We start from the raw sequence: 21738 nt of genomic DNA, 5'->3' as shown, positions 1-21738 counted from the left end.
GGCACCCCCCTCTGTCCTGCCGGACAGAGGGGGTGTGACGGAACGCTGCTTTGGCTTGCCTTCCGCCCCACCCCTCAAATCATCGCCAGGCCCGACTTCCGCCTCGGCGGTGGGAAGGCGCGGTCAATTTCGGCGAAATCTTCGCTCGTGAGCTCGATCTCCAACGCCGCGACATTCTACCGGAATGGCGATGACGCCCTCCAGCGCCATCACCCATGCAAGTGCGATCTGCGCCGGCGTCGCACCGTGGCGGGCGGCGATGGCATCTAACCTGGCGTTGCGCGCCAATACCCCCTGATCGACCGGCGAATAGGCCATCAGCGGCATGCCGCGTTGCCGGCTCCACGGGGCGAGGTCGAACTCGACGCCGCGCTGCGACAGATTGTAGAGCACCTGGTTGGTCTGGACGTTGCCGCCGGCCGGCAACCGGACCAGCTCCTCCATCTCGCCGGTATCGAAATTGCTGACGCCCCAATGGCGGATCTTGCCGGCCGCCTTCAACGCTTCGAACGCCTCTACCGTTTCCATCAAAGGAACGCTGCCCGGCCAATGCAAGAGATAGAGATCGATGCGGTCGGTGGCGAGATGCCTCAGGCTGTTCTCGCATGCCCGTTTCACGCCGGCGCGCGAGGCATTGGACGGCAGCACCTTGGAGACCAGGAAAACCTCGTCGCGGCGCCCGGCGATGGCCTCCGCCACCACCTCCTCGGCACCGCCGCTGGCATACATTTCGGCGGTGTCGATCAGCGTCATGCCGAGATCCAGCCCGAGCTTCAGGGCATTGGCCTCGTCGCCACGGCGGCGGCCGTCTTCGCCCATCTTCCAGGTGCCCTGGCCGAGCACCGGCACAGCTTCGCCGCAGGGCAGGGTGGTCGTTCTTATCGTCGATGGCATGGCATGCTCCAGTCCGAGGCCCGGATAGCACCATAGCCGCCAAGGCAAATCCAGGTGAAGCAGAAATCCAGGTGAAGCCTCTCGCCCGGATTCCCCGACAGCGTGACGCCTACTTCACCGGATGGGCGGTGAGCCAGTCCTGCATCTGCTTGATCTCGGCTTGCTGCGCGGCGATCACTGCTTCCGCCAGCTTGCGGATTTCCGGGTCCTTGCCATTGGCGAGCTCGATCTTGGCCATGTCGATGGCCGCCTGGTGATGCGGGATCATGCCGCGGGCGAAATCGACATCGGCATTGCCGGAATATTCGATTGCCATCATGTCGGTATGCATCTTGTCCATCACCGCCTTGTAGCCCTCGCTCGAGGGGCTCTGCGCGCCCATTGCGCCCATCTCGTGCTTCATCTCCTCGGCTTGTGCCGGAACGCTTTCGAGGAAAACGGCAAGCAGCATTCCCGCCGCCATCATCAGCAGCACGATCTTCTTGGCCAACGTCATTCGTCGTCTCCTTTTTTGAACAGGGTCTATCTGGAAGTTTTACTCAGAGTTTCAACGTCCTGAGCCGCAATGCGTTGGCGATCACCGAAACCGAAGACAGGCTCATCGCCGCCGCCGCAATCATCGGCGACAGCAGCGTGCCGGTGAGCGGATAAAGCACGCCGGCAGCAACCGGCACACCAAGCACATTGTAGAGGAAAGCAAAAAACAGGTTCTGGCGGATGTTGCGGATCGTCGCGCGGGCCAGCGTCCTCGCCCTGACGATGCCGTTGAGATCGCCCTTGACCAGCGTAATTCCCGCACTTTCGACCGCAACATCGGCGCCTGTGCCCATGGCGATGCCGACATCGGCGGCGGCCAGCGCTGGCGCATCGTTGACGCCGTCGCCGGCCATGGCGACGCCGGCGCCGTTTGCACGCAATTCCTCGACCAGCGCGTTCTTCTGCTCGGGCAAGAGCCCGGCACGCACCGCGTCGATGCCGAGCTTGGCGGCGATGGCCTTGGCGGTGCGCTCATTGTCGCCGGTCGCCATGACGATCTTCAGCCCGCTGTCATGCAGCGCCTTGATCGCCTCGGCGGTGGTCGCCTTGATCGGGTCGGCAACGGCGACGAGACCGGCGAGCTTGCCTGCGACAGCGACGAACATCACGGTCTTGCCATCGGCCTGCAGCGCCTCGGCGCTGGCCAGGACCGAAGCCGTCTCGATGCCGAGATCGACCATCATCGCGGCATTGCCGAGCGCTACCTTCTGCCCCGAGACCGTGCCGGAAACGCCCTTGCCGGTGACGGCCTCGAAACCGCCGGCGTCGGGGACCTTCACGCCGCGTTCGCGGGCGCCTTCGACGATCGCCTCGGCCAGCGGATGCTCCGAGCCTTTTTCCAGACCGGCGGCGAGCGCCAGCAGCTCGTCTTGTGCCATGCCTTCGACCGCGATGACGTCGGTCAGTTTGGGCCGGCCTTCGGTCAGCGTTCCCGTCTTGTCGACGATCAGCGTATCGACCGAGGCAAAGCGCTCGAGCGCCGCCGCTTCCTTGATCAGCACGCCGGCATGCGCGCCGCGCCCGGTGGCGGTCATGATCGACATTGGCGTGGCAAGGCCGAGCGCACAGGGGCAGGCGATGATCAGCACCGAGACCGCCGAGACGATGGCAAACACCAGGCTGGGTTCCGGTCCGACGATCGCCCAGGCGACAAACGCAATGATGGCAATCAGAACGACGGCCGGGACGAAGTAGAACGAGACGCGGTCGGCCAACCCCTGGATCGGCGCGCGTGAACGCTGCGCCTTGGCGACCAGCTCGACGATGCGCGCCAGCGTCGTCTCGGCGCCGATCTTTTCGGCGCGCATGATCAGCGAACCGTTCTTGTTGAGCGTGCCGCCGGTGAGGTTGTCGCCTTCGGTCTTTTCGACCGGCAGCGGCTCGCCTGTGATCATCGATTCGTCGATGGACGAGCGCCCTTCGAGCACAATGCCGTCGACCGGCACGGCGTCACCGGGGCGGATGCGCAGGCGGTCGCCGGCCTTGACGGTTTCGAGCGGCACGTCGTTTTCGGAACCGTCCGCGCCGATCTGCCGCGCCGTCTTCGGCGCCAGGTCGAGCAGCGCGCGGATCGCCGAGCCGGTTTTCTCGCGGGCGCGCAATTCCAGCACCTGGCCAAGGAACACCAGCGCGACGATCACCGCCGCCGCCTCGAAATAGACCGGCACGGTGCCGTCATGGCCGCGGAACTGGTGCGGAAAGAGGCCTGGAAACAGCGTGGCGACGACGCTGTAGAGATAGGCGGCACCGACGCCGAGCGAAATCAGCGTCCACATATTGGGGCTGCGGTTGAGGACCGAGTTCCAGCCGCGATGGAAGAACGGGAATGCCGCCCACAGCACCACCGGGCTGGCCAGCGCCAGCTCCAGCCAGACCTTCGCGCGGTCGTCGATGAAGGCCTGGAACGTCAGGCCGAGCATCGGCGCCATGGCGATGACCAGCAACGGCACGGACAGCACCGCGCTCACCCAAAAGCGCCTGGTGAAGTCGACCAGTTCGGGGTTAGGTCCCTCGTCGCCGGTCGGCACGCCCATCGGCTCCAGCGCCATGCCGCAGATCGGGCAGGAGCCGGGCTTGTCGCGGATGATTTCCGGATGCATCGGGCAGGTGTATTGCGTGCCCTTGGGCATCGGCTGCGGCGCCGGCCTGTCGCCGAGATATTTTGCCGGCTCGGTTTCGAACTTCGCCTGGCAAGCGGCCGAGCAGAAATAGAAGCCCCGGCCCTCGTGCCGCAAAAAGTGCTTGGCCGTGGCACGGTCGACGCTCATGCCGCAGACGGGATCGGTTGCGGTCAGGTATTTTTCCGGTTCGGCGACGAATTTCGAACGGCAGCTTTCGCTGCAGAAATGATAGCGATGGCCGTCATGCTCGGCCGTTGGCTTGCCGGCAGCCGGATCGACGGTCATGCCGCAGACCGGATCGCGGACGACGGCGTCCGCAGCAGAGGAGACGCCTTTTGGCGAGCAGCAGCTGCCATGGGCGTGATGATGGTGATCGGAATGCGTCATGCCGAAAGCCCCTGTATTTCGATGTTGCGGCGGAAGTAGTGCTTCCAGTAACTGGAAGGTCAAGGGCTGATTTCGATTTTTCGTGGCCAGGCCCAAACTGCACCGGCCGCGGGCATGAGACGATCGTCCCGTTCCACGGCTGCGGAGAACGCGTCCGTCCGCCCCATACCCAGCGCCGCGAAAACGCGCTATAGACGCCGCCGAAACGGCGAGGCCGAACGGCATTTATGGCAAGAATATCCCTGAAGCTCGAGGAACTGATCGACGGCGAAGCCTTGCGCCGCGAGATGACCGAACTGACCGAGGCGTCGGCAGGCGACGGCTCCGGCAAGGCCGCGCGCAGCGGCGTTCTCAAGCTTCTCAAAAGCCGGCTCGCTGACGGCCGCACGGTCGCCGAACGCATGCTGATGGACGATGGCAGCGGTACCGCCTGCGCCGCCCGGCTGTCGCATCTGATGGATGAGATCATCCGCGCGCTCTACGACTTCGCCGCCACCCATGTCTATCGCGTCAAAAACCCGTCATCGGCCGAGCGCATGGCGGTCGTGGCCGTCGGCGGCTATGGCCGTGGCACGCTGGCGCCCGGGTCCGACATCGACCTGCTGTTCCTCCTGCCCTACAAGCAGACGCCATGGGGCGAGCAGATCGTCGAATACATGCTCTACATGCTGTGGGATCTCGGGCTGAAGGTCGGCCACGCCACCCGCAACATCGACGAGTGCCTCAGGCTGTCGCGCACCGACATCACCATCCGCACCTCGATCCTGGAGGCGCGCTTCCTGTGGGGCGAGCAAAAGCTCTATGACGAGCTTTTGCAACGCTTCGACCACGAGGTGGTGCGCACCACCGGCCCCGAATATGTCCAGGCCAAGCTCGCCGAACGCGACGAGCGCCACGCCAAGGCCGGCGAGAGCCGTTACCTGGTCGAACCCAACGTCAAGGACGGCAAGGGCGGCCTGCGCGACCTGCAGACGCTGTTCTGGATCGCCAAATATTTCTACCGCGTGCGCACCGGCGAGGAACTGGTCGACAAGGGCGTCTTCACCGACGCCGAATACAGGGAATTCCAGAAGGCCGAGGATTTCCTATGGGCGGTGCGCTGCCACATGCATTTCCTCACCGGCAAGGCCGAGGAGCGGCTGCATTTCGACATCCAGCGCGACATTGCCGAGCGGCTGGGCTACACCACCCATCCCGGCCTGTCGGCGGTCGAACGCTTCATGAAGCACTACTTCCTCGTCGCCAAGGATGTCGGCGACCTAACCCGCATTTTCTGCGCCGCGCTCGAGGAGGAGCAGGCCAAGCATGTGCCGGGCTTCAACCGCATTTTCCTCACCTTTTCGCGCCGCAAGCGCAAGCTCGCCGGCACGGCCGATTTCATCGTCGACAACCACCGCATCAACATTGCCGACGACGAGGTGTTCGAGCGCGATCCGGTTAATCTCCTCAGGCTGTTCTGGTTCGCCGACAAGCACGGCCTGGAATTTCACCCCGATGCGCTGAAGCTTTTGACCCGTTCGCTCGGCCTCGTCGGCAAGGCACTGCGGCGCGACGAGGAAGCCAACCGGCTGTTCCTCGACATCTTGACCTCGGACCGCAACGCCGAGCTCAATCTACGGCGCATGAACGAGGCCGGACTGCTGGCCAAGCTGATCCCGGACTTCGGCAAGATCGTCGCCATGATGCAGTTCTCGATGTACCACCACTACACGGTGGACGAGCACCTCATCCGCTGCATCGGGGTGCTGGCCGAGATCGAGCGCGGCGACGGGGAAAAGATCCATCCACTCGCCCACTCGCTGATGCCGGGGCTGAAGAAGAGCCGCGAGGCGCTCTATGTCGCCGTGCTGCTGCACGACATCGCCAAGGGCAGGCCGGAGGACCATTCGCAAGCCGGCGCCAGGATCGCCCGGCGCATCTGCCCGCATATGGGGCTCTCGCCGGCCGACACCGAAACGGTCGCCTGGCTGGTCGAGAACCACCTCGTCATGTCGATGACGGCGCAGACCCGCGATCTCAACGACCGCAAGACGATCGAGGATTTTGCCGCCATCGTGCAGTCGGTCGAACGGCTGAAGATGCTGCTTGTGCTTACCGTCTGCGATATCCGCGGCGTCGGGCCTGGGGTCTGGAACGGCTGGAAGGGCCAGCTGCTGCGTACGCTCTATTACGAGACCGAGCTTTTGTTGACCGGCGGGTTTTCGGAGGTGTCGCGCGCCAAACGGACGGCGGCGGCGCGCGAACAACTGGCCGAGGCGCTTGCCGACTGGCCGGAAAAGGCCCGCAAGCGTTATGTCGGCCAGCACTACGAGAACTATCTGCTGGCGGTCGATCTTCCCGACCAGCTCCGCCATGCCGAATTCATCCGCGAGGCCGATCACGCCGGCAAGAAGCTCGCCACCATGGTGAAAACCCACCAGTTCGAGGCGGTGACCGAGATCACGGTGCTGGCGCAGGACCATCCGCGCCTGCTCTCGGTGATTGCCGGCGCCTGTGCCGCGGCCGGCGGCAACATCGTAGACGCGCAGATCTTCACCACCTCGGATGGTCGGGCGCTCGACACCATCCTGATCTCGAGGGAGTTCGACCTCGACGAGGACGAGCGCCGCCGTGCCGAGCGCGTCGGCCGGCTGATCGAGGACGTGCTGTCGGGCAAGAGCTGGCTGCCCGAAATGATCGAGAAGCGGACCAAGCCGCGGCGCGGCGCCAAGGTTTTCCGTATTCCGCCACGCGCCGAGATCCGCAACACGCTGTCGAACCGTTTCTCGGTGATCGAGGTCGAGGGGCTGGACAGGCCGGGCCTTCTGTCGGAGATCACCGGCATGTTGTCGGACCTGTCGCTCGACATCGCCTCGGCCCACATCACCACCTTCGGCGAAAAAGTCATCGACACGTTCTACGTCACCGATCTCACCGGCCAGAAGATCGACAGCCCGTCGCGTACGGCGACCATCCGCAACAGGCTGATCGCGGTGCTCGAGGGCACGGCGTCCGAGCGCGGCAAGACCAAAACGGCCGCCGAGTGACTGTTACCTTCCATTTGCCCCAATCGCACAGGCAGTCTTCAAGCGCATGAGCCTTGTCAAGAAATTCGCCACGGTCGCTTCCGGCACGCTGATGAGCCGCGCCCTCGGTTTCGGCCGCGAGATGCTGATGGCTGCCGCACTCGGCACCGGGCCGATCGCCGACGCCTTCAACGCCGCCTTCCAGTTTCCCAACACCTTTCGCCGGCTGTTCGCCGAAGGCGCCTTCAATGCCGCCTTCGTGCCGCTGTTCGCCAAGGAGATCGAGACACACGGCACCGACGGCGCCAAGCGCTTTTCCGAAGAGGTGTTCGGCGTCTTGTTCACGGCGCTTCTGGCGCTGACCATCGCCATGGAACTGGCGATGCCGCTGATCGTGCGCTACCTGGTGGCGCCGGGCTTTGCCGACACGCCGGGAAAATTCGAGACGACGGTGGCGCTGGCGACCGTCATGTTCCCCTACTTGATCTGCATGTCGCTCGGCGCCATGATGGCCGGGATGCTGAATTCGCTGCGCCGCTATTTCGCCGCTGCGGTGGCGCCGGTGTTCCTCAACGTCATCCTTATCGCCGTGCTTGCCTATGCCTGGTACAAGGGTTCGGACGCCGGCACCGTTGGTTTCGGCCTGGCCTGGGGCGTGCTGGCGGCCGGCCTGGTGCAGCTGGCGATCGTCTGGGCGGCGGTGCGCCATGCCGGCATTTCGATCGGCTTCCGGCGGCCGAAGATGACGCCGAACGTCAAGCGGCTGCTGATCCTGGCGCTGCCGGCGGCGATCACCGGCGGCATCACCCAGATCAACCAGCTGATCGGCACGGCGATCGCATCGGCGCAGGACAGCGCGGTGTCGTCGCTGGCCTATGCCGACCGCGTCTACCAGCTGCCGCTGGGCGTCGTCGGCGTCGCCGTCGCCATCGTGCTTTTGCCGGAACTGTCGCGGGCACTGAAATCAGGCAATCTGGTCGAGGCCGCCAATCTGCAGAACCGCTCGGTCGAGTTTACCCTTTTCATGACCTTGCCGGCGGCGGCCGCGCTGCTGGTTATGTCCGAGCCGATCGTGCGGCTGGTCTATGAGCGCGGCGCCTTTGCCGCCAACAATTCGACGCCGACGGTCGCGGCAATCCTGGCGATCTTCGGCCTCGGCCTGCCGGCCTTCGTGCTGATCAAGGCGTTCACCCCAGGCTATTTCGCCCGCGAGGACACGCGCACGCCAATGATTTTCGCCGCCATCTCGGTGGCGGTTAACATTACGACGGCGCTGACGCTGTTTCCGACCATGGGCGCGCCCGGCATTGCCGTTGCCTCCGCTGTCGCAGGCTGGGTCAATGCGGCGATGCTGCTCGCCGTGCTGATCCGGCGCGGCCATTGGGGCCGCGACGTGCCGCTCATGAAACGCATCCCGCGGCTGGTGCTGTCGGCGGCGGTGATGGCCGCGGCGCTCTATTTTGCCGAGCACTGGTTCGCCGCAAGTCTCGGCTCCGGCTCGCCGCTGGTGATCAAGGCGGTAACCCTGCTTGCGCTCGTCGCCGGCGGGGCGCTGCTTTACTTCGTCACCGCCTTCGCCACCGGCGGCGCCGATTTCGGCATGATCCGCCGCAATATCGGGCGCAAGGGCTCCCAGCCGGTCAAGCAACAGTCTCCAGATCCGTGAAGCGGAATTCGTCCGCCGTCGAAAGCATCGGAACGGCGTAGTAGCGCGCACAGGCGTAGTGGAAACAGTCGGCCATGTTGAGGCGGCCAGCGTTGTTGCGAAACCGCGACGCAGCCTCGACTGACAGAGATGCTGCGTCAGAGGAAGGCGGAAGCTCCCGCAAGGTGATTCCACGCTCTTCGAGAAAACGGCTGACTATCTTGAAGCTTGTGGCGACCGGTACGGCCAGCTTTTCCGATCGCGAAAGCGCCATCGCGGCTTCCCAAACCGCGATCGCCGACGTGAACGGAGCCGACGCTTTCATGACCGCCTGCGCGCAGCGCGGGGCTTCGGTCTCGTTGCTCAGTATGGCAACGATAGCGGCAGCATCGATGAACATCAGTCTTCGCCGGACAATTCGTCGTAGACCGAGCGCGGCAGCGGCTTGCGCGCCTGCTCGCTCAGCTCAATACCGAACTCGGCCCGGAGCCGTGCCGCCGTCTCCAGCGGCGTCTCGCGATTGCGTCGGCGCTCCAAGGCTTCGCGCATGGCGATCACGATTGCCTCGGTGATCCCGACACCTTCAAGCCTGGCAAAAGCCCGCGTCAGGCTGTCCGCTTCCTTGTTGTTGATGTTGATCGTCATTGTTTTGCTTCCGCTGTGTAGCAAATATTATGTAGCTATCTACATCAGTCCGTCAATGTGGCCCTAAGCCAAATCGAAGCGATTGCCGAGGCGAGCTATTTTGTTCTTGCTTTGTGCCGGCAGCTATGCTAGTAACTTCGGTATGGGTGCTCATTGGCGCCGAAGACCCGCCGCAAGGCGGGTTTTTGTTTCTGGTCGGCGTCATCCCCTTCAAACAGCCTCCTGCGGCGTCTTGCTCGGCCGACGCCAAAGCCTGCGCGCCCAGTCAATACCCCTCTTGATCGCCTCCTCGCTCTCGTCCATAAGCGCGCCGTCGCAAGACTTTCGCCGCGCGCGAAACGGCCCTCCACAAGCCAGGGAAACACTATGACCGACCTCAACCAGCCCGCCTTCAAGCCGCTCGTGTTTTCCGGCGTCCAGCCAACCGGCAATCTGCATCTCGGCAATTATCTCGGCGCCATCAAGAAATTCGTCGCCCTGCAGGACACTTCCGACTGCATCTATTGCGTCGTCGACCTGCATTCGCTGACCGCGCAGCTCGTCTATGAGGACCTTCAGGACCAGACGCGTTCGATCACCGCGGCGTTTCTCGCCTCCGGCATCGACCCGACCAAGCACATCGTCTTCAACCAGTCGCGGGTGATGCAGCACGCCGAGCTTGCCTGGATCTTCAACTGCGTGGCGCGCATCGGTTGGATGAACCGCATGACGCAGTTCAAGGACAAGGCCGGCAAGGACCGCGAGAACGCCTCGCTCGGCCTGCTTGCCTATCCCTCCCTGATGGCCGCCGACATCCTTGTCTACCGCGCCACCCACGTGCCGGTCGGCGACGACCAGAAGCAGCATCTGGAGCTGACCCGCGACATTGCGCAGAAATTCAACAACGACTTTTCAGACCGCATCGCGGCGCTTGGTGTCGGCGTCGAGATGCAGGTCGGCGAAGAGACGGTGAACGGCTATTTCCCACTGACCGAGCCGGTCATCGGCGGCCCGGCGGCGCGCATCATGTCGCTGCGCGATGGTTCGAAGAAGATGTCGAAGTCCGACCCGTCGGACCTGTCGCGCATCAATCTGACCGATGATGCCGATGCCATCTCGAAGAAGATCCGCAAGGCCAAGACCGACCCGGAGGCTTTGCCCGGCGAACTGGACGGGCTTGCCGGTCGGCCGGAAGCGGAAAACCTCGTCGGCATCTATGCCGGCCTCGCCGAAATCTCGAAAGAGGCCGTCCTGAAGGAATTCGGCGGCCAGCAGTTTTCGGTGTTCAAGCCGGCGCTGGCCGATCTCGCCGTGGAAAAGCTGGCGCCGATCGCCGGCGAGATGCGCCGCATCTCCGCTGACCGCGCCTATGTCGACGCGGTGCTGCGGGATGGCGGCGAGCGTGCCGGCACATTGGCCGAAGCGACCATGAAGACCGTGCGCGACATTATCGGCCTGCTGCAAGACTAATGCATGTCGCGCAAAAGTGTGCAGCGGTTTTGCGATAACGACATGCATAAAACAAGAACCTGAAGCGCGTCGCTGGTCGAACGCGACGCGCTTTAAGCTGCACCAGCATTGCCACAGCCGCCGGTCGCTTGCGGGCGGGCTGTGGCGGTGGCAGATTGCGACCGAAACCATCGAACAGGGTGAATATGGTCTCCAAACGCCTCAGCCGCGAAGCCGGTCATCGCCGCAAGTTCCTGGCGATCATCGACGACACGCCCGAATGCGAGCGCGCCGTCGCCTACGCCTCGAAGCGGGCGCAAAGCACGGGCGGCGTACTGGTGCTGCTCTATGTCATCGAGCCGGATGATTTCCAGCACTGGCTGGGCGTCGAGAAGATCATGCGCGAGGAGGCGACCGCCACGGCGCGCGCGGCACTGGACAGCTACGCCAACAAGGTGCGCCAGAAGCTCGGCATCGAGCCGGAACTGGTGGTGCGCGAAGGCAAGCCGACCGAAGAGATCCACAAGCTGATCGAGGAAGACCAAGACATCGCCATCCTGGTGCTGGCGGCAGGCGCCGGCAAGGAAGGGCCTGGGCCGCTGGTCGGCGCGGTCGCCGGCAAGGGCGCCGCCTTTCCGATTCCCGTCACGGTGGTGCCGCAGAACCTGTCGGACGAAGAGATCGACAGCCTCGCCTGAGATGTGCTGATATTCAGGTGAGGCCGGCCTGCAAATGGCAGCTTCCTGCGCTTCCGGTGCTCACGTACCAAAAGTACGCTCCGCTCCGGTTCACGGAAACCACCATTTTCGGCTCGGCCTGACCTGAATCTCAACACATCTCCAATCGTTTCAGCGAACTAGCAAAACATTCCGCCAGCCAGCCGTTCCCCCCCGAGGCCTTTCCCTTGAATGTCGGGCGGATAAAGCCTAATTAGAATAATTCCAAACTAGCTGCCCCAAACGGGCACGGAGACGGCCATGTTCATCCAGACCGAGTCGACGCCAAATCCGGCGACGCTGAAATTCCTGCCCGGCAAGGAAGTGCTGCAAGAAGGCACCGCCGATTTCCGCGATGCCGACAGTGCCGCGACGGCTTCGCCGCTGGCCGGCCGCCTGTTTGAGATCCCCGGCGTCACCGGCGTCTTCTTCGGCTATGATTTCGTCACCGTGACCAAGGACGGCCCCGACTGGCAGCATCTGAAGCCGGCTATCCTCGGCGCCATCATGGAGCACTTCATGTCCGGCGCCCCGGTGATGGCCAAGGCCGGCCCCGCCGCCGAGACCAGCCAGACCGGCGAATTCTACGACAAGGCCGACGAGGAGCTGGTCGTCACCATCAAGGAGTTGCTCGACACGCGGGTGCGCCCGGCGGTGGCCCAGGATGGCGGCGACATCACCTTCCGCGGCTTCGAGAACGGCACCGTGTTCCTGCACATGAAGGGCGCCTGCGCCGGCTGCCCGTCGTCGACGGCGACGCTGAAGCACGGCATCCAGAACCTGCTCCGGCACTTTGTACCGGAAGTGCAGCATGTCGAACAGGTCTCCTGACGCGACGTTCCATCGTCAACATCGATAGACAACAAAAAACCGGGCCAAAGTGCCCGGTTTTCTGTTTGCGACGTCTGTGTTGTTGCCTAGACGGTCCGCGTATAAGGGTTTTATATCACAATGACCTTGGCGCCGACCGAGGTGCGGTCGTAGAGGTCGATAATGTCCTGGTTCATCAGCCGGATGCAGCCCGACGACATCGCCTTGCCGATCGAATTCCATTCCGGGCTGCCATGCAGGCGATAACCCATGTCGCCACCCTTGTTGAACAGGTACATAGCGCGCGCGCCGAGCGGGTTCTTCAACCCCGGCTCCATGCCACCGGCAAACTTGGCCAACTCCGGCTGGCGCTTGATCATCTGCGAAGGCGGTGTCCAGGTTGGCCATTCGCGCTTCAGTGCGATATGGGCGGTGCCGTGCCATTCGAAACCCTCACGGCCGACGCCGATGCCGTAGCGCATCGCCTCGCCGTCGCCCATGACGAAGTAGAGGAACTTGTTCTGCGTATCGACGATAATGGTGCCCGGCTTTTCCTTGGTGTCGTAGTCGACGATCTGCCGGCGGTATTTGAACGGCACCTTTTCGATCGGAACGCGCGGCAGGTGATAGCCGGCGTCGGTCACCGCGCCGTAGTTGTTGGTGAAGATCTGCGAGCCGATGGTGCTGCAACCGGCGACAGCCGTCGACAGCGCCAGGGCCGCGACGATTGCAAGTGACTTCATGCGCATGAAAAGGTCCGATGCCTGCCCAAACAACAGCGGCTCGAGTCGGCCGCTTTTTCATCTTCATTCATGCTGGCATTTGCTTTGCTTGCCAAGCGGGCGATGCCTATATCCATGGGCTTGCGTGCCGGTAAACCAGCGACTATGGCATTTCGGCAACAGCCCCCGCAGGATTATGTTGCAAAATCAATGGGCCAGGAACAAGAACCAGGAGACGAGGACATCACCCATGAATGTCGGTTACGCTGCCCGGCGCTCTGGCCTGCGGCCAAGACCATCCGTTGCTACGAGGAGATCGGCCTGAGACGCGGCCGCTGCGGGGGAAAGTCCAGACGGGCCGAGTTCAATAAAGGACGCCGCGAAGCACGGTCCAAGCCAGAAGCCCGAACGTGCCGATCACCACCAATGCACCAAGGACCGTGCCGATCGTTTCAGGCAGTGACGTAGGCCGCACCAAACACGGCAAAGATAATTGCCCCAAGCACCGCCCAGGCTCTGATAGCCGGGCGGATTTCCTCCGGCGTCGCTGATTTCCGGTCGTCATCTTCCGTCATCTAATGCTCCTCGTAAAACACCGTAGCCGACATTGAAAGCGCAAGCTGCCGGCGCTCCCAAGAGCCGCAGTGGACTCTTTTGCGCAAAAGTTTAGGAACGTGCGCAGTTCGCGAGCAAGCGTTACCAGCCTTCGACACTCCGCAAAGCGCGGGCGGCGGTCACGATCCCGGTGGGCGATACCGGATCGACTTGGCTTTCCCAAGGGCTTCCATCGTCTCTTCGACACTTAGCAGCACGGTGGTCTCGTAAGAGCTGAGCGCGCCTCCCGCACCGATGGCGAGCATGACGGATGCCATGGACACGTTGTCCGGCGCCTCCCACAGGTTCCAGCCATCGTACTCTCCGAAGGCATACCAGAACCCGTGCAGCTTTCCGCCGACCGACTCGATGTAGGAACGGGCAGCCTCGCGTCTATCCTCGGGATTATCCATCAAGCGCGCCCAGGTTTCGGGCCTGTAGCTGAATCGCGTGAGATACATCGGCATGGTTCGTCTCCTCCCAGAGCTGCCCCCACCAAGACAGTTAAGCGCCCCAATCCGGGAGAACGCGAGTCGTTTCCGAGGCGTAGTACCGCTGGCTTAGTTGCGGGGCCGCTAATAGACCTGTTTCAATTGCCTTTCCCAAGGGGAGTAAGGTCAATGGCCGCATATCTTATTGCTGATGTAGACATAACCGACGCCGCCGTTTTCGAGGAATACCGCCGGGATGTGCCGGCAACCGAAGCCCGCTATGGGGGGAGGTACATCGCTCGCGGCGGAGCCACCAAAGTGCTGGAGGGCGATTGGGAACCTCATCGCCTCGTCATTGTCGAATTCCCGGACATGGCGTCCCTCCTGGCATGGTACGACTCTCCAGAATACGGCCGCCTCAAAGCCATCCGCGAACGCTGCGCAAAGACGAGAATTATTGCTCTGGAGGGCATGATGCCGGTTAGCTAAAGGTGCTCGAGGCCGAAATGGACGAGGCGCTGGGCGCTTCGAAGAGCGAACGCACACCGGAGCGGCTTGGCTACCGCTCGGGTTATTATGGCCGCACCCTTGTCACCCGTGTCGGCAAGCTTGAGCTGCGGGTTCGGCAGGACCGGGGCGGCGGCATTGTTCTGGTCGCGCTGGTCGCCTGGATTTTGTGGGCAAAAACCGGACTTGGCTGGGTTCGTCGGCATGGGCTTAATTTTGGCTGGCGTATTGGTTCTCAACCTACTGTCCAAAACAAGCGCCCATTGATCAGCTAAATTAGCTGCTGCCAGATGCAAGCGGCCCACCTTGTGGAAAGGTGGAGTATTGCGAAATAATCGACTCAAAAAGTCGAAACGTACGCTAACAATATTTCGTCAGAGGGAAAGGGCTTTGCGCTCTATGAAGGGGATCGCCATTCCCCTACGGCTTGGTAACGCTGGCGGGTAGTGGCCTTTCTAGTTCTGCCTTCCCTTCAGAACGCCTTCAACGAGGTCATTGAACTCCTCGACGCTCAGACTGCACAGGGCCTCGGCCGCGCCTAAATGGCAGAATTTAAATTCCACGAATTTCTTGTCATTGTTTGGGTCGAACTTGATGAAGAACCGAAACGACCAAGCGCCGCGAAGGGGCACATAAACGTAACTCAAGTCTATGGCCATGAAGTGCCGTTTGACGCTTTTCCAAAACCGCATCGCTGGATTCCCCCAATGACCCCCTCTTTCATACCAGCGCAGGCGCAATTCGCCAGCGGGTTTGTCAACCATAGAATCGCCCCGCATAAGGCGATTATGTACTTTACAAACAGGGAGGTCTGAAGACGCGGGTAGCCCCATCTTCGGGGTCGATCACCAACACAACGTTTTCTGGGTTTTGCCAAGGCAGCGACATCACGTAGGCCGCAAAGTCGTCTTCGGAGAAATGGTTGAAGCCGCCGCCAGCTACAAACATTTGCGGATGCTTGCTGCCGCCAAAGCTAGCCTCGACGCTGTTAAGTTGTTGGAAGGGGCCGGCGCGCTCCGCTAGCCACTCCTGTATGCGCTCGAAAAGAACGGGCTGACCGTTCGGGCTCGAACAATCTTCAGCAATAGATGTACAAAGCACCACACCGCTGACGACGCTCATCGTGCCTTCTTGCCCTTCGGCTTTTGCTTGTGGTCAGCCGGGGTACGCGCCAGCTTGCCCATTAGGGCATCGGCATCGGATTTCCCTTCGTCCGCTTCGATTTCGCGCGCCTTTTCGATGAAAGCCGCCGACTGAGAACGATTGTCCGTCTTCATTTGCTTTCGGGCTTTTTCAGATCGAGCTGCGGGCTTTTTGCTTCTGGTTTGCATATCTTGAGCTTGTGTCCTCCAATGTTTCCCGACAATGGCAAGAGCCCTAGGCTTTTGGCGCTGCCGCCATTGTCGAACGTATGAAACTCATCGGCGCGATAATGGATGGCTGTGGCTAGATGGATCGCATCCGGAGTAGAAAGTGTCTTCCCGGCGTGGGCTGCGGCATTTGCCGAATAGTGGTCACGTAGATCATGCGAAAGCCCGGCAACTTTGATGTCCATTCCCAATTGCGTCATCCGCTTTATCAGGTCGGTGAAGCTGCTGCCAACGCCGACCGGTATCCTGGATTGCAGCACTTCGACCCGCGTCAGGACGGAAGTGACCAGCTTTACCTCGCGTCGTTTATGACGGGCGATTACCTCGCGCACGCCATCCATTTCGCCAGACTTCCGGTTCTCATCGTTGAGCCACGCGAGGAAAAGGCAGGTATCCCAATAGTAGATCGGACTAGCGCCAGCCATCGCGAAGCTCCCGGACAAAGGCTTCAGAACTCAAGCCGCCAGTCGCGTCCGGGGCGCGGCCTCTCAGATCTTCCCAATCGGGCAGATCGGATTCGGGGGGGTAGGCTTCGATGCTTGTTACCTCAATCTGGTGCGGGAAGTCGGTTCGCGCACGATAGAGAAGTGTGCCAAAGACCTCCACTTTGCGGCCAACCGCAGAGACGGCTTCGTCATATAAGCGAGCCGGAAAATGGCAGGTTACCTTCTTTGGCCCAACGTCGGGATAGATTTGGAACGTGTTGACCCCTAGGTGAAGGTTGATCTGTTCAAGGTTCCCCTGAAGAAACCCTTCACATTCCTCATCGACCGCAAGAGCGGCGTCAACGCGGCTGACGATCTGCGGCGTAAGGTCGATGCGACTATCGTCGAAAAGCAACGTCGCGCTTTTGACGGTCGCCCCAACCGGGCGTGCTAGGTTCCGGAGGTCCCCGAGCAATTCAGCATCAAGGTCAAGCAGGTCGCCGCCGCTCGCCAACGCTGCAGAAATCCGGTTCAGACTATCAATCACGATTAGGCCGGTAGGCGGCTTACCCGGCAATGGATGTGGACCGAGAGTGACGCGAACCGGACTATTGTAGGACAGCTCGGCGATACGAAAATAGCTGGCCGTCTTGCCCGCGTTTGCATCGCGATCAAGCCGATTGAGCGTGGCGTTTAGGTTCTGGAGTTCGGACAGAAACGCGGCGAGCCGCACTTGTCCGTCATCCTCGGGCAAGCCCTCAATGACAAGCGTAATGTGGTCTTCAGTAGCCATCAATCGCACCACCACATGAACGGACTTGGAGCTTACCCGGCGAACGAGTCCCGGTATTTCAAACGCTTTCCAACGATGCCAGCCATGGCCTTTACCGTCCTGTTGTTGTCATCGACGCCAAGCGCAATGCGGTTACTGTAGCGGAAATCGAACTCGGCAAGGTAGCGGTGCAAATGCTGCTCACCGCAATGCTGATAGATGCCTTTCATGCCACGTTTGAAGATGCTGTAATAGCCTTCGACGGTGTTCGTATGAATGGTCTTTTCGCCTTCGTAGCGGACGTATTCATCCTTGGAATGCGTGACGACATCGTGAGAGGCAAATTCCTGGCCCACGCGGCGATACATGCCAGCTTCGTCGGTCATGAGCGCACTCTCGCGCGCGATGTTGGCTCGAACTAGCGGCATGACAGTGCCAATGCGGGCGGTATCGACGTGGAAGGAACGGGCGCGGCCACCACGTTCCACCAGCGTTACGACAGAGTTCTTGTGAGCGCCACCGCCGCGCCTTACCGGAGCGCCTTTCAGGCGACCGATGTACGTTTCGTCAACTTCGACATGCTTGCCTTCGCCGCCCATCGGAGAAAGGACGCCATCGCGCATTGCCTCACGCAAGCGATGGAACATGAACCATGCGGTCTTGTACTGGACCTGCAACGTCCGGTGCAGTTGGTGAGCGCTGATACCCTTCTTGCTGGACGCGAGAAGGTGCGCCGCCTGCCACCACTTGTGCAGCGGAACGTGGCTGCTTTCGAACACGGTGCCGACCTTCACGGTGAACTGCTTCTTGCATTCCAAGCAGCGACGAAGACCGGTGCGAGCGGTTGCGCCAGTGACGCGGGTAATGCGCGTCTGTTCGCAGTTGCCGCACTTGGGGCAGACTGGACCTTCCGGCCAAACAATCGCTTCCAGCCGCTCAAAAGCAGCTTCTTCGTTGTGGAAGTGTGGTTCGGAAAGGACGCTCATAACCCGGAATCCTAGTGTGGATTCAACGTATCAGGCATCGCCGTGTTTGTAAAGTACATAATCGCCCCGCATAAAACAGTTCAAACCGTGAACAAAATCTGGCATGGTGTCCGCCATGCCCATCATTTCCCCGATTCCCCTCAACCCGCTCATCGACGGCCGCCAGTCGGAGCGTGCCATGCTGGTCAGGCGTGGCGTGCAGCGGCTGCTCAGGGATATGGGCGCGCATGTCTTGCCCGAACTGTCGCTGGCCACCGGCCGGCGCGCCGATCTCGTCGCGCTGACCCGCCAGGGCGACATCTGGATCATCGAGATCAAATCCTCGATCGAGGATTTCAGGGTCGACCGCAAATGGCCGGACTACCGGCTGCATTCCGACCGGTTCTTCTTCGCCACCCATCCCGGCGTACCCCAGGAGATCTTTCCGGAGGAGTGCGGCTTCATTCTCTCCGACGGCTACGGTGCCGAGATTTTGCGCGATGCGCCCGAGCACCGCATGGCAGCGGCGACGCGCAAGGCGCTGATGCTGCGGATCGCACGCGCCGGTGCGTCGCGGCTGCTCGCGGCCGAGCTTGCCGGCGTGTCGGTGCCGGCGCTGGACGGCGAGAGCGAGTAGGGGTTTTGCTCTCCGTGATCATGGAGGCTGCGCCGTCCCGGCCGTGCGGCCACCTTCTCCCCGAGGGGAGAAGAGGCTGAGATCAACGCCGGCGATCTCCTCTCCCCTCGCGGAGAGGTCGGATTGCCCGAATTGCCTTTCGCAATTCGGTTGGCAATCCGGGTGAGGGGGCATCTTCCCAAATGCGATAGCCCTGTTCCACAAGCTGGTGCCCCGATACCACATAGGGCTCCATCTCCTTGCCCCATTTGGCGTGCGCGTCGATCTTGCCGATCCTGGCGAAGAACGCCTCCAACTGGCGAGGCTTTCGACCTGGTGATGTGACCCGACCGTCGCTTCCCGCGCGTCGATCGATCCGGTCATGATCTGGAACTTGAGGTCGTCGAGACCGGCCTGCGAGCCGATCTCGCGTTCCCATTCTTCAACAGAGCACGGTCTGCTTGTGGCCGAATTTTGCGTCGATCTGCCATCTGGCACTGAACATCGCCGCCTCCTTATTCGTCCCAGGCCTGCACGACCGTCTGCCGTGCGATCTGGCCGTTCTTCAGCTCCAGCATCGCCGCGCAGAACACCTTGGTCCCGTCCGGATAGGAGCAGGCCTGGGTGAAGGCGAGATTGTTGCCGTCGGCGATGGTGGTGTCGACCTTGTGGGTCATCGCCCGGCTGCAGATGTCGTCCCAGAACGTGGTGATCGCTGCGCGCCCGCGGATTTCGCGCGGCTTGCTCGGCGGGTTGTTGCGGTCGATCACCCGCACCAATGCGTCGTCGGCATAGAAGCTCGCCAGCAATTTTCCATCACGGCCCTCAATCGCCTTCTTGATCGCAGCGCCGTCTATCGTCTGTGTCTTGGTCAGCATTTTTTCCTCCATAGGCCCGTCTTCACCGGGCGTTCAATTGATCAGAACCGCCCGGCGCTCATAGACGGGCAGGTGGTTCACTGCGACTTCGCCTTGACGGCCGCGAACACCTCGTCGGACTGCTTCTTGAAAGTGGCGAGATCGACCTGGCTGCCGTTGAGCATCGTCGACCAGTGGCGCACGATCGCCGCCATCGCCACCGCCTCCTTGATCTCCTCGTCGCTGGCGCCATTGAGCTTGGCCGCCTGCGTGTGGAAATAGATGCAGTACTGGCAGGGGATCTGCGAGGCGACGGCGAGGCCCATCAATTCCTTGGTCTTGCCGTCGAGCGCGGTGTTCGGGTTGAGCTGCACGCCCTTGATCTCGGCCCAGGCGCCGGCAACGGCGACGTCCGGCAGCGTCTTGAACATGTCCGGTACCGAGCCGAGCGTTGCCTGGATGTCCTTGTAGGCAGCCGTCGCCGAGGCGTCTTCGGCCTTGGCAGGAACTATCGCCAACAGCGCGCCAACGCCTGCCGCCAGCACCAGTGATTTGAGTGTCAACTTCAGCATTTTATTCCTCCCTTCGCAGCGCCTTTCCCGGCGATATCCGCCTGGCCTGCATGGGACGAAGTGATAGCGCTTACGCATGCCCGGCCGCTTCGCCCGAAAGCGCCATGGCTCCTATGGCCCGTGCGGGCCAGCGTGCCGGGCCGAGAACGCCGCCGCCCGCGACGGCAGGTCCAGCTTGAGCAGAATATTGGCGACGTGACGCTTGACGGTGTGTTCGCTCAACCCGAGTTCGGCGGCGATCACGGCATTGCTCTTGCCATCGGCGATGAGGTTCACCACCTCGCTTTCGCGCGCCGTCAGTGCGGCCGGCTCGGCAGCAGCCTTGGCCTTCGGCCGGCAGGCCGGCTCCAGATGCTGTTCCGAGGTCGCCTGCACCAGCGCCAGCGGCTCATCCAGCTCGTCAAGCGCGATGCGCCCGGCGTCGTTGAAATGAAGGCCTGAACCGGCGGCGAGGTCGGCGACCAGCCGCGAAGCGAGGATGTCGCCGCGCCCGGCATGCGCGGCAAGCTGCATCGTCACGCGCGCCGTCAACCCCGTCGGCTGCCCACGCAACTCGACCTCGCCGACATGCACGCCCTGCGCGCTGGCGACGCCGATCTCCTGCGCCGTATCGCGCAGCGCCGCCGCGCAGCGTACGGCCCGCGCCGGGCCGTCGAAGCGCGCCATCATCAGCTCGCCATGCGTGCCGGCCGGGCGGCCGCCATGGCGCCCGACCAGCAGCCGCCATATTTCCTGAAAACGCTGGCTGCGCTCGCTCCACATGCGGTCGCCAAGCCGCGCCGTGTCGTAGATCCGGGTGACCAGCAGTGCAGCCAGCACGCGCTCGGCCTCGGCAACGGCGCGCGCTCCGGTCAGGAATTCCTCGATCAGATCGGCCACCCGGTCGACATCGCCGGTCCAGATCGGGTGGTCGCGCCCGGCCACCTCGACCAGCCGCGAATTCGGGATCTTCCTTGCCAGGAAGCGGCTGGCCTCCGGGTCGACGCGCGCATCGTTGCGGCGATGGATGAGCAGCGTCGGTGCGCTGATCGCCGCCAGCACACCGCGCACGTCGATAGCCGCATTCATGCGGGCCAGGGCGATTGCCGCGGTCGGGCTCGCCGACAGCCGCTCGAAGCGCGCCCACCATGTGGCGAAACGCGGATCGTCGACGCGGCCGGGCGCGAAATGCGGCAGGGTGGCGCCGGTGCCCCATGCGGTCTCCGCCGTCGCGATGAACGCCTCCAGGCGCTCCGGCGGCATCACCCATTTGTGGAAATGCGCATAGCCGCCATAAAGCGCCAGCGCCCGCGTCCGCTCCGGGTAGATGGCGGCGAACAGCATTGCCATCGGCGCGCCTTCCGAAGCGCCGAGCAAGGCGGCGCGGCCGCTGCCGGTCGCATCCATCACCGCGCGCACATCGTCCATGCGGGTTTCGAGGCTGGGCAGGTGGTGGACATCGACGCGGTCGGACAGACCGGTGCCGCGCTTGTCGAACAGGATCAGCCGTGAGAACGCGGAAAGCCGCTTCAACAGCCGGGTGTAGCCCTCGTCTTCCCAGTGCAGGTCGAGATTGGAAATGAAACCCGGCACGAAGACGAGATCGAGCGATCCCTGGCCGACCACCTGATAGGCGATCCGCACGTCGCCACTGAGCGCGTATCGAGTTTCGATCGGCCTCACGAGTTGTCCGCCCGACCCGACGATTTCTTATCGCCGGACCATAGCAGAGGCGCGCAGC

23 protein-coding genes and 3 pseudogenes are annotated in these 21738 nt (G+C 62.6%); 9 read left to right on the top strand and 17 right to left on the bottom strand.

Features of this window, described 5'->3' with window-relative positions:
* Positions 1-74: 74 nt before the first annotated feature.
* The 3 genes and pseudogenes from NKI17_RS03585 to NKI17_RS03575 form a co-directional block, all read right to left on the bottom strand.
* Positions 75-894: pseudogene (locus NKI17_RS03585) on the bottom strand (aldo/keto reductase).
* 109 nt (positions 895-1003) lie between these two features.
* Positions 1004-1390, bottom strand: coding sequence for a CopM family metallochaperone (gene copM / locus NKI17_RS03580; protein ID WP_352623209.1), 387 nt, complete (start codon positions 1388-1390; stop codon positions 1004-1006).
* A gap of 43 nt (positions 1391-1433) precedes the next feature.
* Positions 1434-3938 (bottom strand): heavy metal translocating P-type ATPase, encoded by a 2505-nt coding sequence (locus tag NKI17_RS03575; protein WP_352623210.1) that lies wholly within the window; start codon positions 3936-3938, stop codon positions 1434-1436.
* 227 nt (positions 3939-4165) lie between these two features.
* Here NKI17_RS03575 and NKI17_RS03570 point away from each other — a divergent pair, with 227 nt between their 5' ends.
* Positions 4166-6964: a [protein-PII] uridylyltransferase gene (locus tag NKI17_RS03570; RefSeq protein WP_352577462.1), complete on the top strand. Its 2799-nt coding sequence runs from the start codon at positions 4166-4168 to the stop codon at positions 6962-6964.
* 46 nt (positions 6965-7010) lie between these two features.
* Positions 7011-8609, top strand: coding sequence for a murein biosynthesis integral membrane protein MurJ (murJ, locus tag NKI17_RS03565; RefSeq protein WP_352755992.1), 1599 nt, complete (start codon positions 7011-7013; stop codon positions 8607-8609).
* Here murJ and NKI17_RS03560 read toward each other — a convergent pair.
* Together NKI17_RS03560 and NKI17_RS03555 are read right to left on the bottom strand one after the other, a co-directional pair.
* On the bottom strand, positions 8584-8988 hold the full coding sequence (locus tag NKI17_RS03560; protein ID WP_352614480.1) for a type II toxin-antitoxin system VapC family toxin: 405 nt from the start codon (positions 8986-8988) through the stop codon (positions 8584-8586). The genes murJ and NKI17_RS03560 overlap by 26 nt on opposite strands.
* Positions 8988-9233 carry a type II toxin-antitoxin system VapB family antitoxin gene (locus NKI17_RS03555; RefSeq protein WP_023676383.1) on the bottom strand — a complete coding sequence of 82 codons (246 nt, stop codon included), beginning with the start codon at positions 9231-9233 and terminating at the stop codon, positions 8988-8990. The genes NKI17_RS03560 and NKI17_RS03555 overlap by 1 nt, the downstream gene beginning before the upstream one ends.
* Positions 9234-9599: 366 nt before the next feature.
* Here NKI17_RS03555 and trpS point away from each other — a divergent pair, with 366 nt between their 5' ends.
* The 3 genes from trpS (at position 9600) to NKI17_RS03540 (ending at position 12208) form a co-directional block, all read left to right on the top strand.
* Positions 9600-10682, top strand: coding sequence for a tryptophan--tRNA ligase (gene trpS / locus NKI17_RS03550; RefSeq protein ID WP_352905406.1), 1083 nt, complete (start codon positions 9600-9602; stop codon positions 10680-10682).
* 185 nt (positions 10683-10867) lie between these two features.
* Positions 10868-11359: a universal stress protein gene (locus tag NKI17_RS03545; protein ID WP_023717912.1), complete on the top strand. Its 492-nt coding sequence runs from the start codon at positions 10868-10870 to the stop codon at positions 11357-11359.
* Between the two features lie 279 nt (positions 11360-11638).
* Entirely contained in the window at positions 11639-12208 is a 570-nt protein-coding gene (locus tag NKI17_RS03540) for a NifU family protein (protein WP_352905405.1), read from the top strand.
* 110 nt (positions 12209-12318) lie between these two features.
* Here NKI17_RS03540 and NKI17_RS03535 read toward each other — a convergent pair whose 3' ends face one another.
* The 3 genes from NKI17_RS03535 to NKI17_RS03525 form a co-directional block, all read right to left on the bottom strand.
* A complete protein-coding gene (locus NKI17_RS03535) occupies positions 12319-12936 on the bottom strand; it encodes a L,D-transpeptidase (protein ID WP_023676387.1) in 618 nt (205 codons plus the stop codon).
* Positions 12937-13361: 425 nt separating this feature from the next.
* Positions 13362-13484 carry a hypothetical protein gene (locus tag NKI17_RS03530; RefSeq protein ID WP_352905404.1) on the bottom strand — a complete coding sequence of 41 codons (123 nt, stop codon included), beginning with the start codon at positions 13482-13484 and terminating at the stop codon, positions 13362-13364.
* Between the two features lie 159 nt (positions 13485-13643).
* Positions 13644-13970 (bottom strand): GYD domain-containing protein, encoded by a 327-nt coding sequence (locus NKI17_RS03525; RefSeq protein WP_352476054.1) that lies wholly within the window; start codon positions 13968-13970, stop codon positions 13644-13646.
* 153 nt (positions 13971-14123) lie between these two features.
* On the opposite strand from NKI17_RS03525, the gene NKI17_RS03520 reads away from it, so the two are divergent.
* The 3 genes and pseudogenes from NKI17_RS03520 to NKI17_RS03510 form a co-directional block, all read left to right on the top strand.
* Entirely contained in the window at positions 14124-14423 is a 300-nt protein-coding gene (locus NKI17_RS03520; protein WP_023717905.1) for a DUF1330 domain-containing protein, read from the top strand.
* Positions 14423-14575: pseudogene (locus NKI17_RS03515) on the top strand (transposase); the annotation flags it as partial. The gene NKI17_RS03520 and the pseudogene NKI17_RS03515, both read left to right, overlap by 1 nt.
* A pseudogene (locus tag NKI17_RS03510) lies at positions 14570-14708 on the top strand (DMT family transporter); the annotation flags it as partial. The pseudogenes NKI17_RS03515 and NKI17_RS03510, both read left to right, overlap by 6 nt.
* A 188-nt stretch (positions 14709-14896) precedes the next feature.
* Here the strand turns inward: NKI17_RS03510 and NKI17_RS03505 are convergent.
* Genes NKI17_RS03505 through NKI17_RS03480 form a run of 6 tightly spaced genes read right to left on the bottom strand, consistent with a single transcriptional unit; the run spans position 14897 to position 17994 of the window.
* Positions 14897-15205 (bottom strand): hypothetical protein, encoded by a 309-nt coding sequence (locus tag NKI17_RS03505; protein ID WP_352905402.1) that lies wholly within the window; start codon positions 15203-15205, stop codon positions 14897-14899.
* A 31-nt stretch (positions 15206-15236) separates the two neighbouring features.
* Positions 15237-15563: a hypothetical protein gene (locus NKI17_RS03500; protein WP_352724954.1), complete on the bottom strand. Its 327-nt coding sequence runs from the start codon at positions 15561-15563 to the stop codon at positions 15237-15239.
* Complete coding sequence (locus NKI17_RS03495; protein ID WP_352724955.1) at positions 15560-15718, bottom strand: hypothetical protein; 159 nt, start codon at positions 15716-15718, stop codon at positions 15560-15562. The genes NKI17_RS03500 and NKI17_RS03495 overlap by 4 nt, the downstream gene beginning before the upstream one ends.
* Positions 15715-16236 carry a type II toxin-antitoxin system VapC family toxin gene (locus NKI17_RS03490; RefSeq protein ID WP_352724956.1) on the bottom strand — a complete coding sequence of 174 codons (522 nt, stop codon included), beginning with the start codon at positions 16234-16236 and terminating at the stop codon, positions 15715-15717. The genes NKI17_RS03495 and NKI17_RS03490 overlap by 4 nt, the downstream gene beginning before the upstream one ends.
* A complete protein-coding gene (locus NKI17_RS03485) occupies positions 16223-17029 on the bottom strand; it encodes a hypothetical protein (RefSeq protein ID WP_352724957.1) in 807 nt (268 codons plus the stop codon). The genes NKI17_RS03490 and NKI17_RS03485 overlap by 14 nt, the downstream gene beginning before the upstream one ends.
* A 32-nt stretch (positions 17030-17061) precedes the next feature.
* Positions 17062-17994, bottom strand: coding sequence for an IS1595 family transposase (locus tag NKI17_RS03480; protein ID WP_352724958.1), 933 nt, complete (start codon positions 17992-17994; stop codon positions 17062-17064).
* A 115-nt stretch (positions 17995-18109) separates the two neighbouring features.
* Here NKI17_RS03480 and NKI17_RS03475 point away from each other — a divergent pair, with 115 nt between their 5' ends.
* The gene (locus NKI17_RS03475; protein ID WP_352905401.1) at positions 18110-18610 is read left to right on the top strand and encodes an MmcB family DNA repair protein; all 501 of its coding nucleotides are present in this window, start codon (positions 18110-18112) and stop codon (positions 18608-18610) included.
* Positions 18611-19104: 494 nt separating this feature from the next.
* On the opposite strand, the gene NKI17_RS03470 is transcribed toward NKI17_RS03475, so the two are convergent.
* The 3 genes from NKI17_RS03470 to NKI17_RS03460 form a co-directional block, all read right to left on the bottom strand.
* Complete coding sequence (locus NKI17_RS03470) at positions 19105-19467, bottom strand: nuclear transport factor 2 family protein (RefSeq protein ID WP_352448516.1); 363 nt, start codon at positions 19465-19467, stop codon at positions 19105-19107.
* Between the two features lie 77 nt (positions 19468-19544).
* Entirely contained in the window at positions 19545-20018 is a 474-nt protein-coding gene (locus tag NKI17_RS03465) for a carboxymuconolactone decarboxylase family protein (protein ID WP_352898999.1), read from the bottom strand.
* 111 nt (positions 20019-20129) lie between these two features.
* Positions 20130-21680 (bottom strand): alpha/beta fold hydrolase, encoded by a 1551-nt coding sequence (locus tag NKI17_RS03460; RefSeq protein WP_352905400.1) that lies wholly within the window; start codon positions 21678-21680, stop codon positions 20130-20132.
* Positions 21681-21738 lie beyond the last annotated feature (58 nt).

This window comes from Mesorhizobium sp. M0816 (assembly GCF_040320005.1).
Taxonomy (GTDB): domain Bacteria; phylum Pseudomonadota; class Alphaproteobacteria; order Rhizobiales; family Rhizobiaceae; genus Mesorhizobium.
This window is presented reverse-complemented; position numbering and strand designations above follow the sequence as displayed.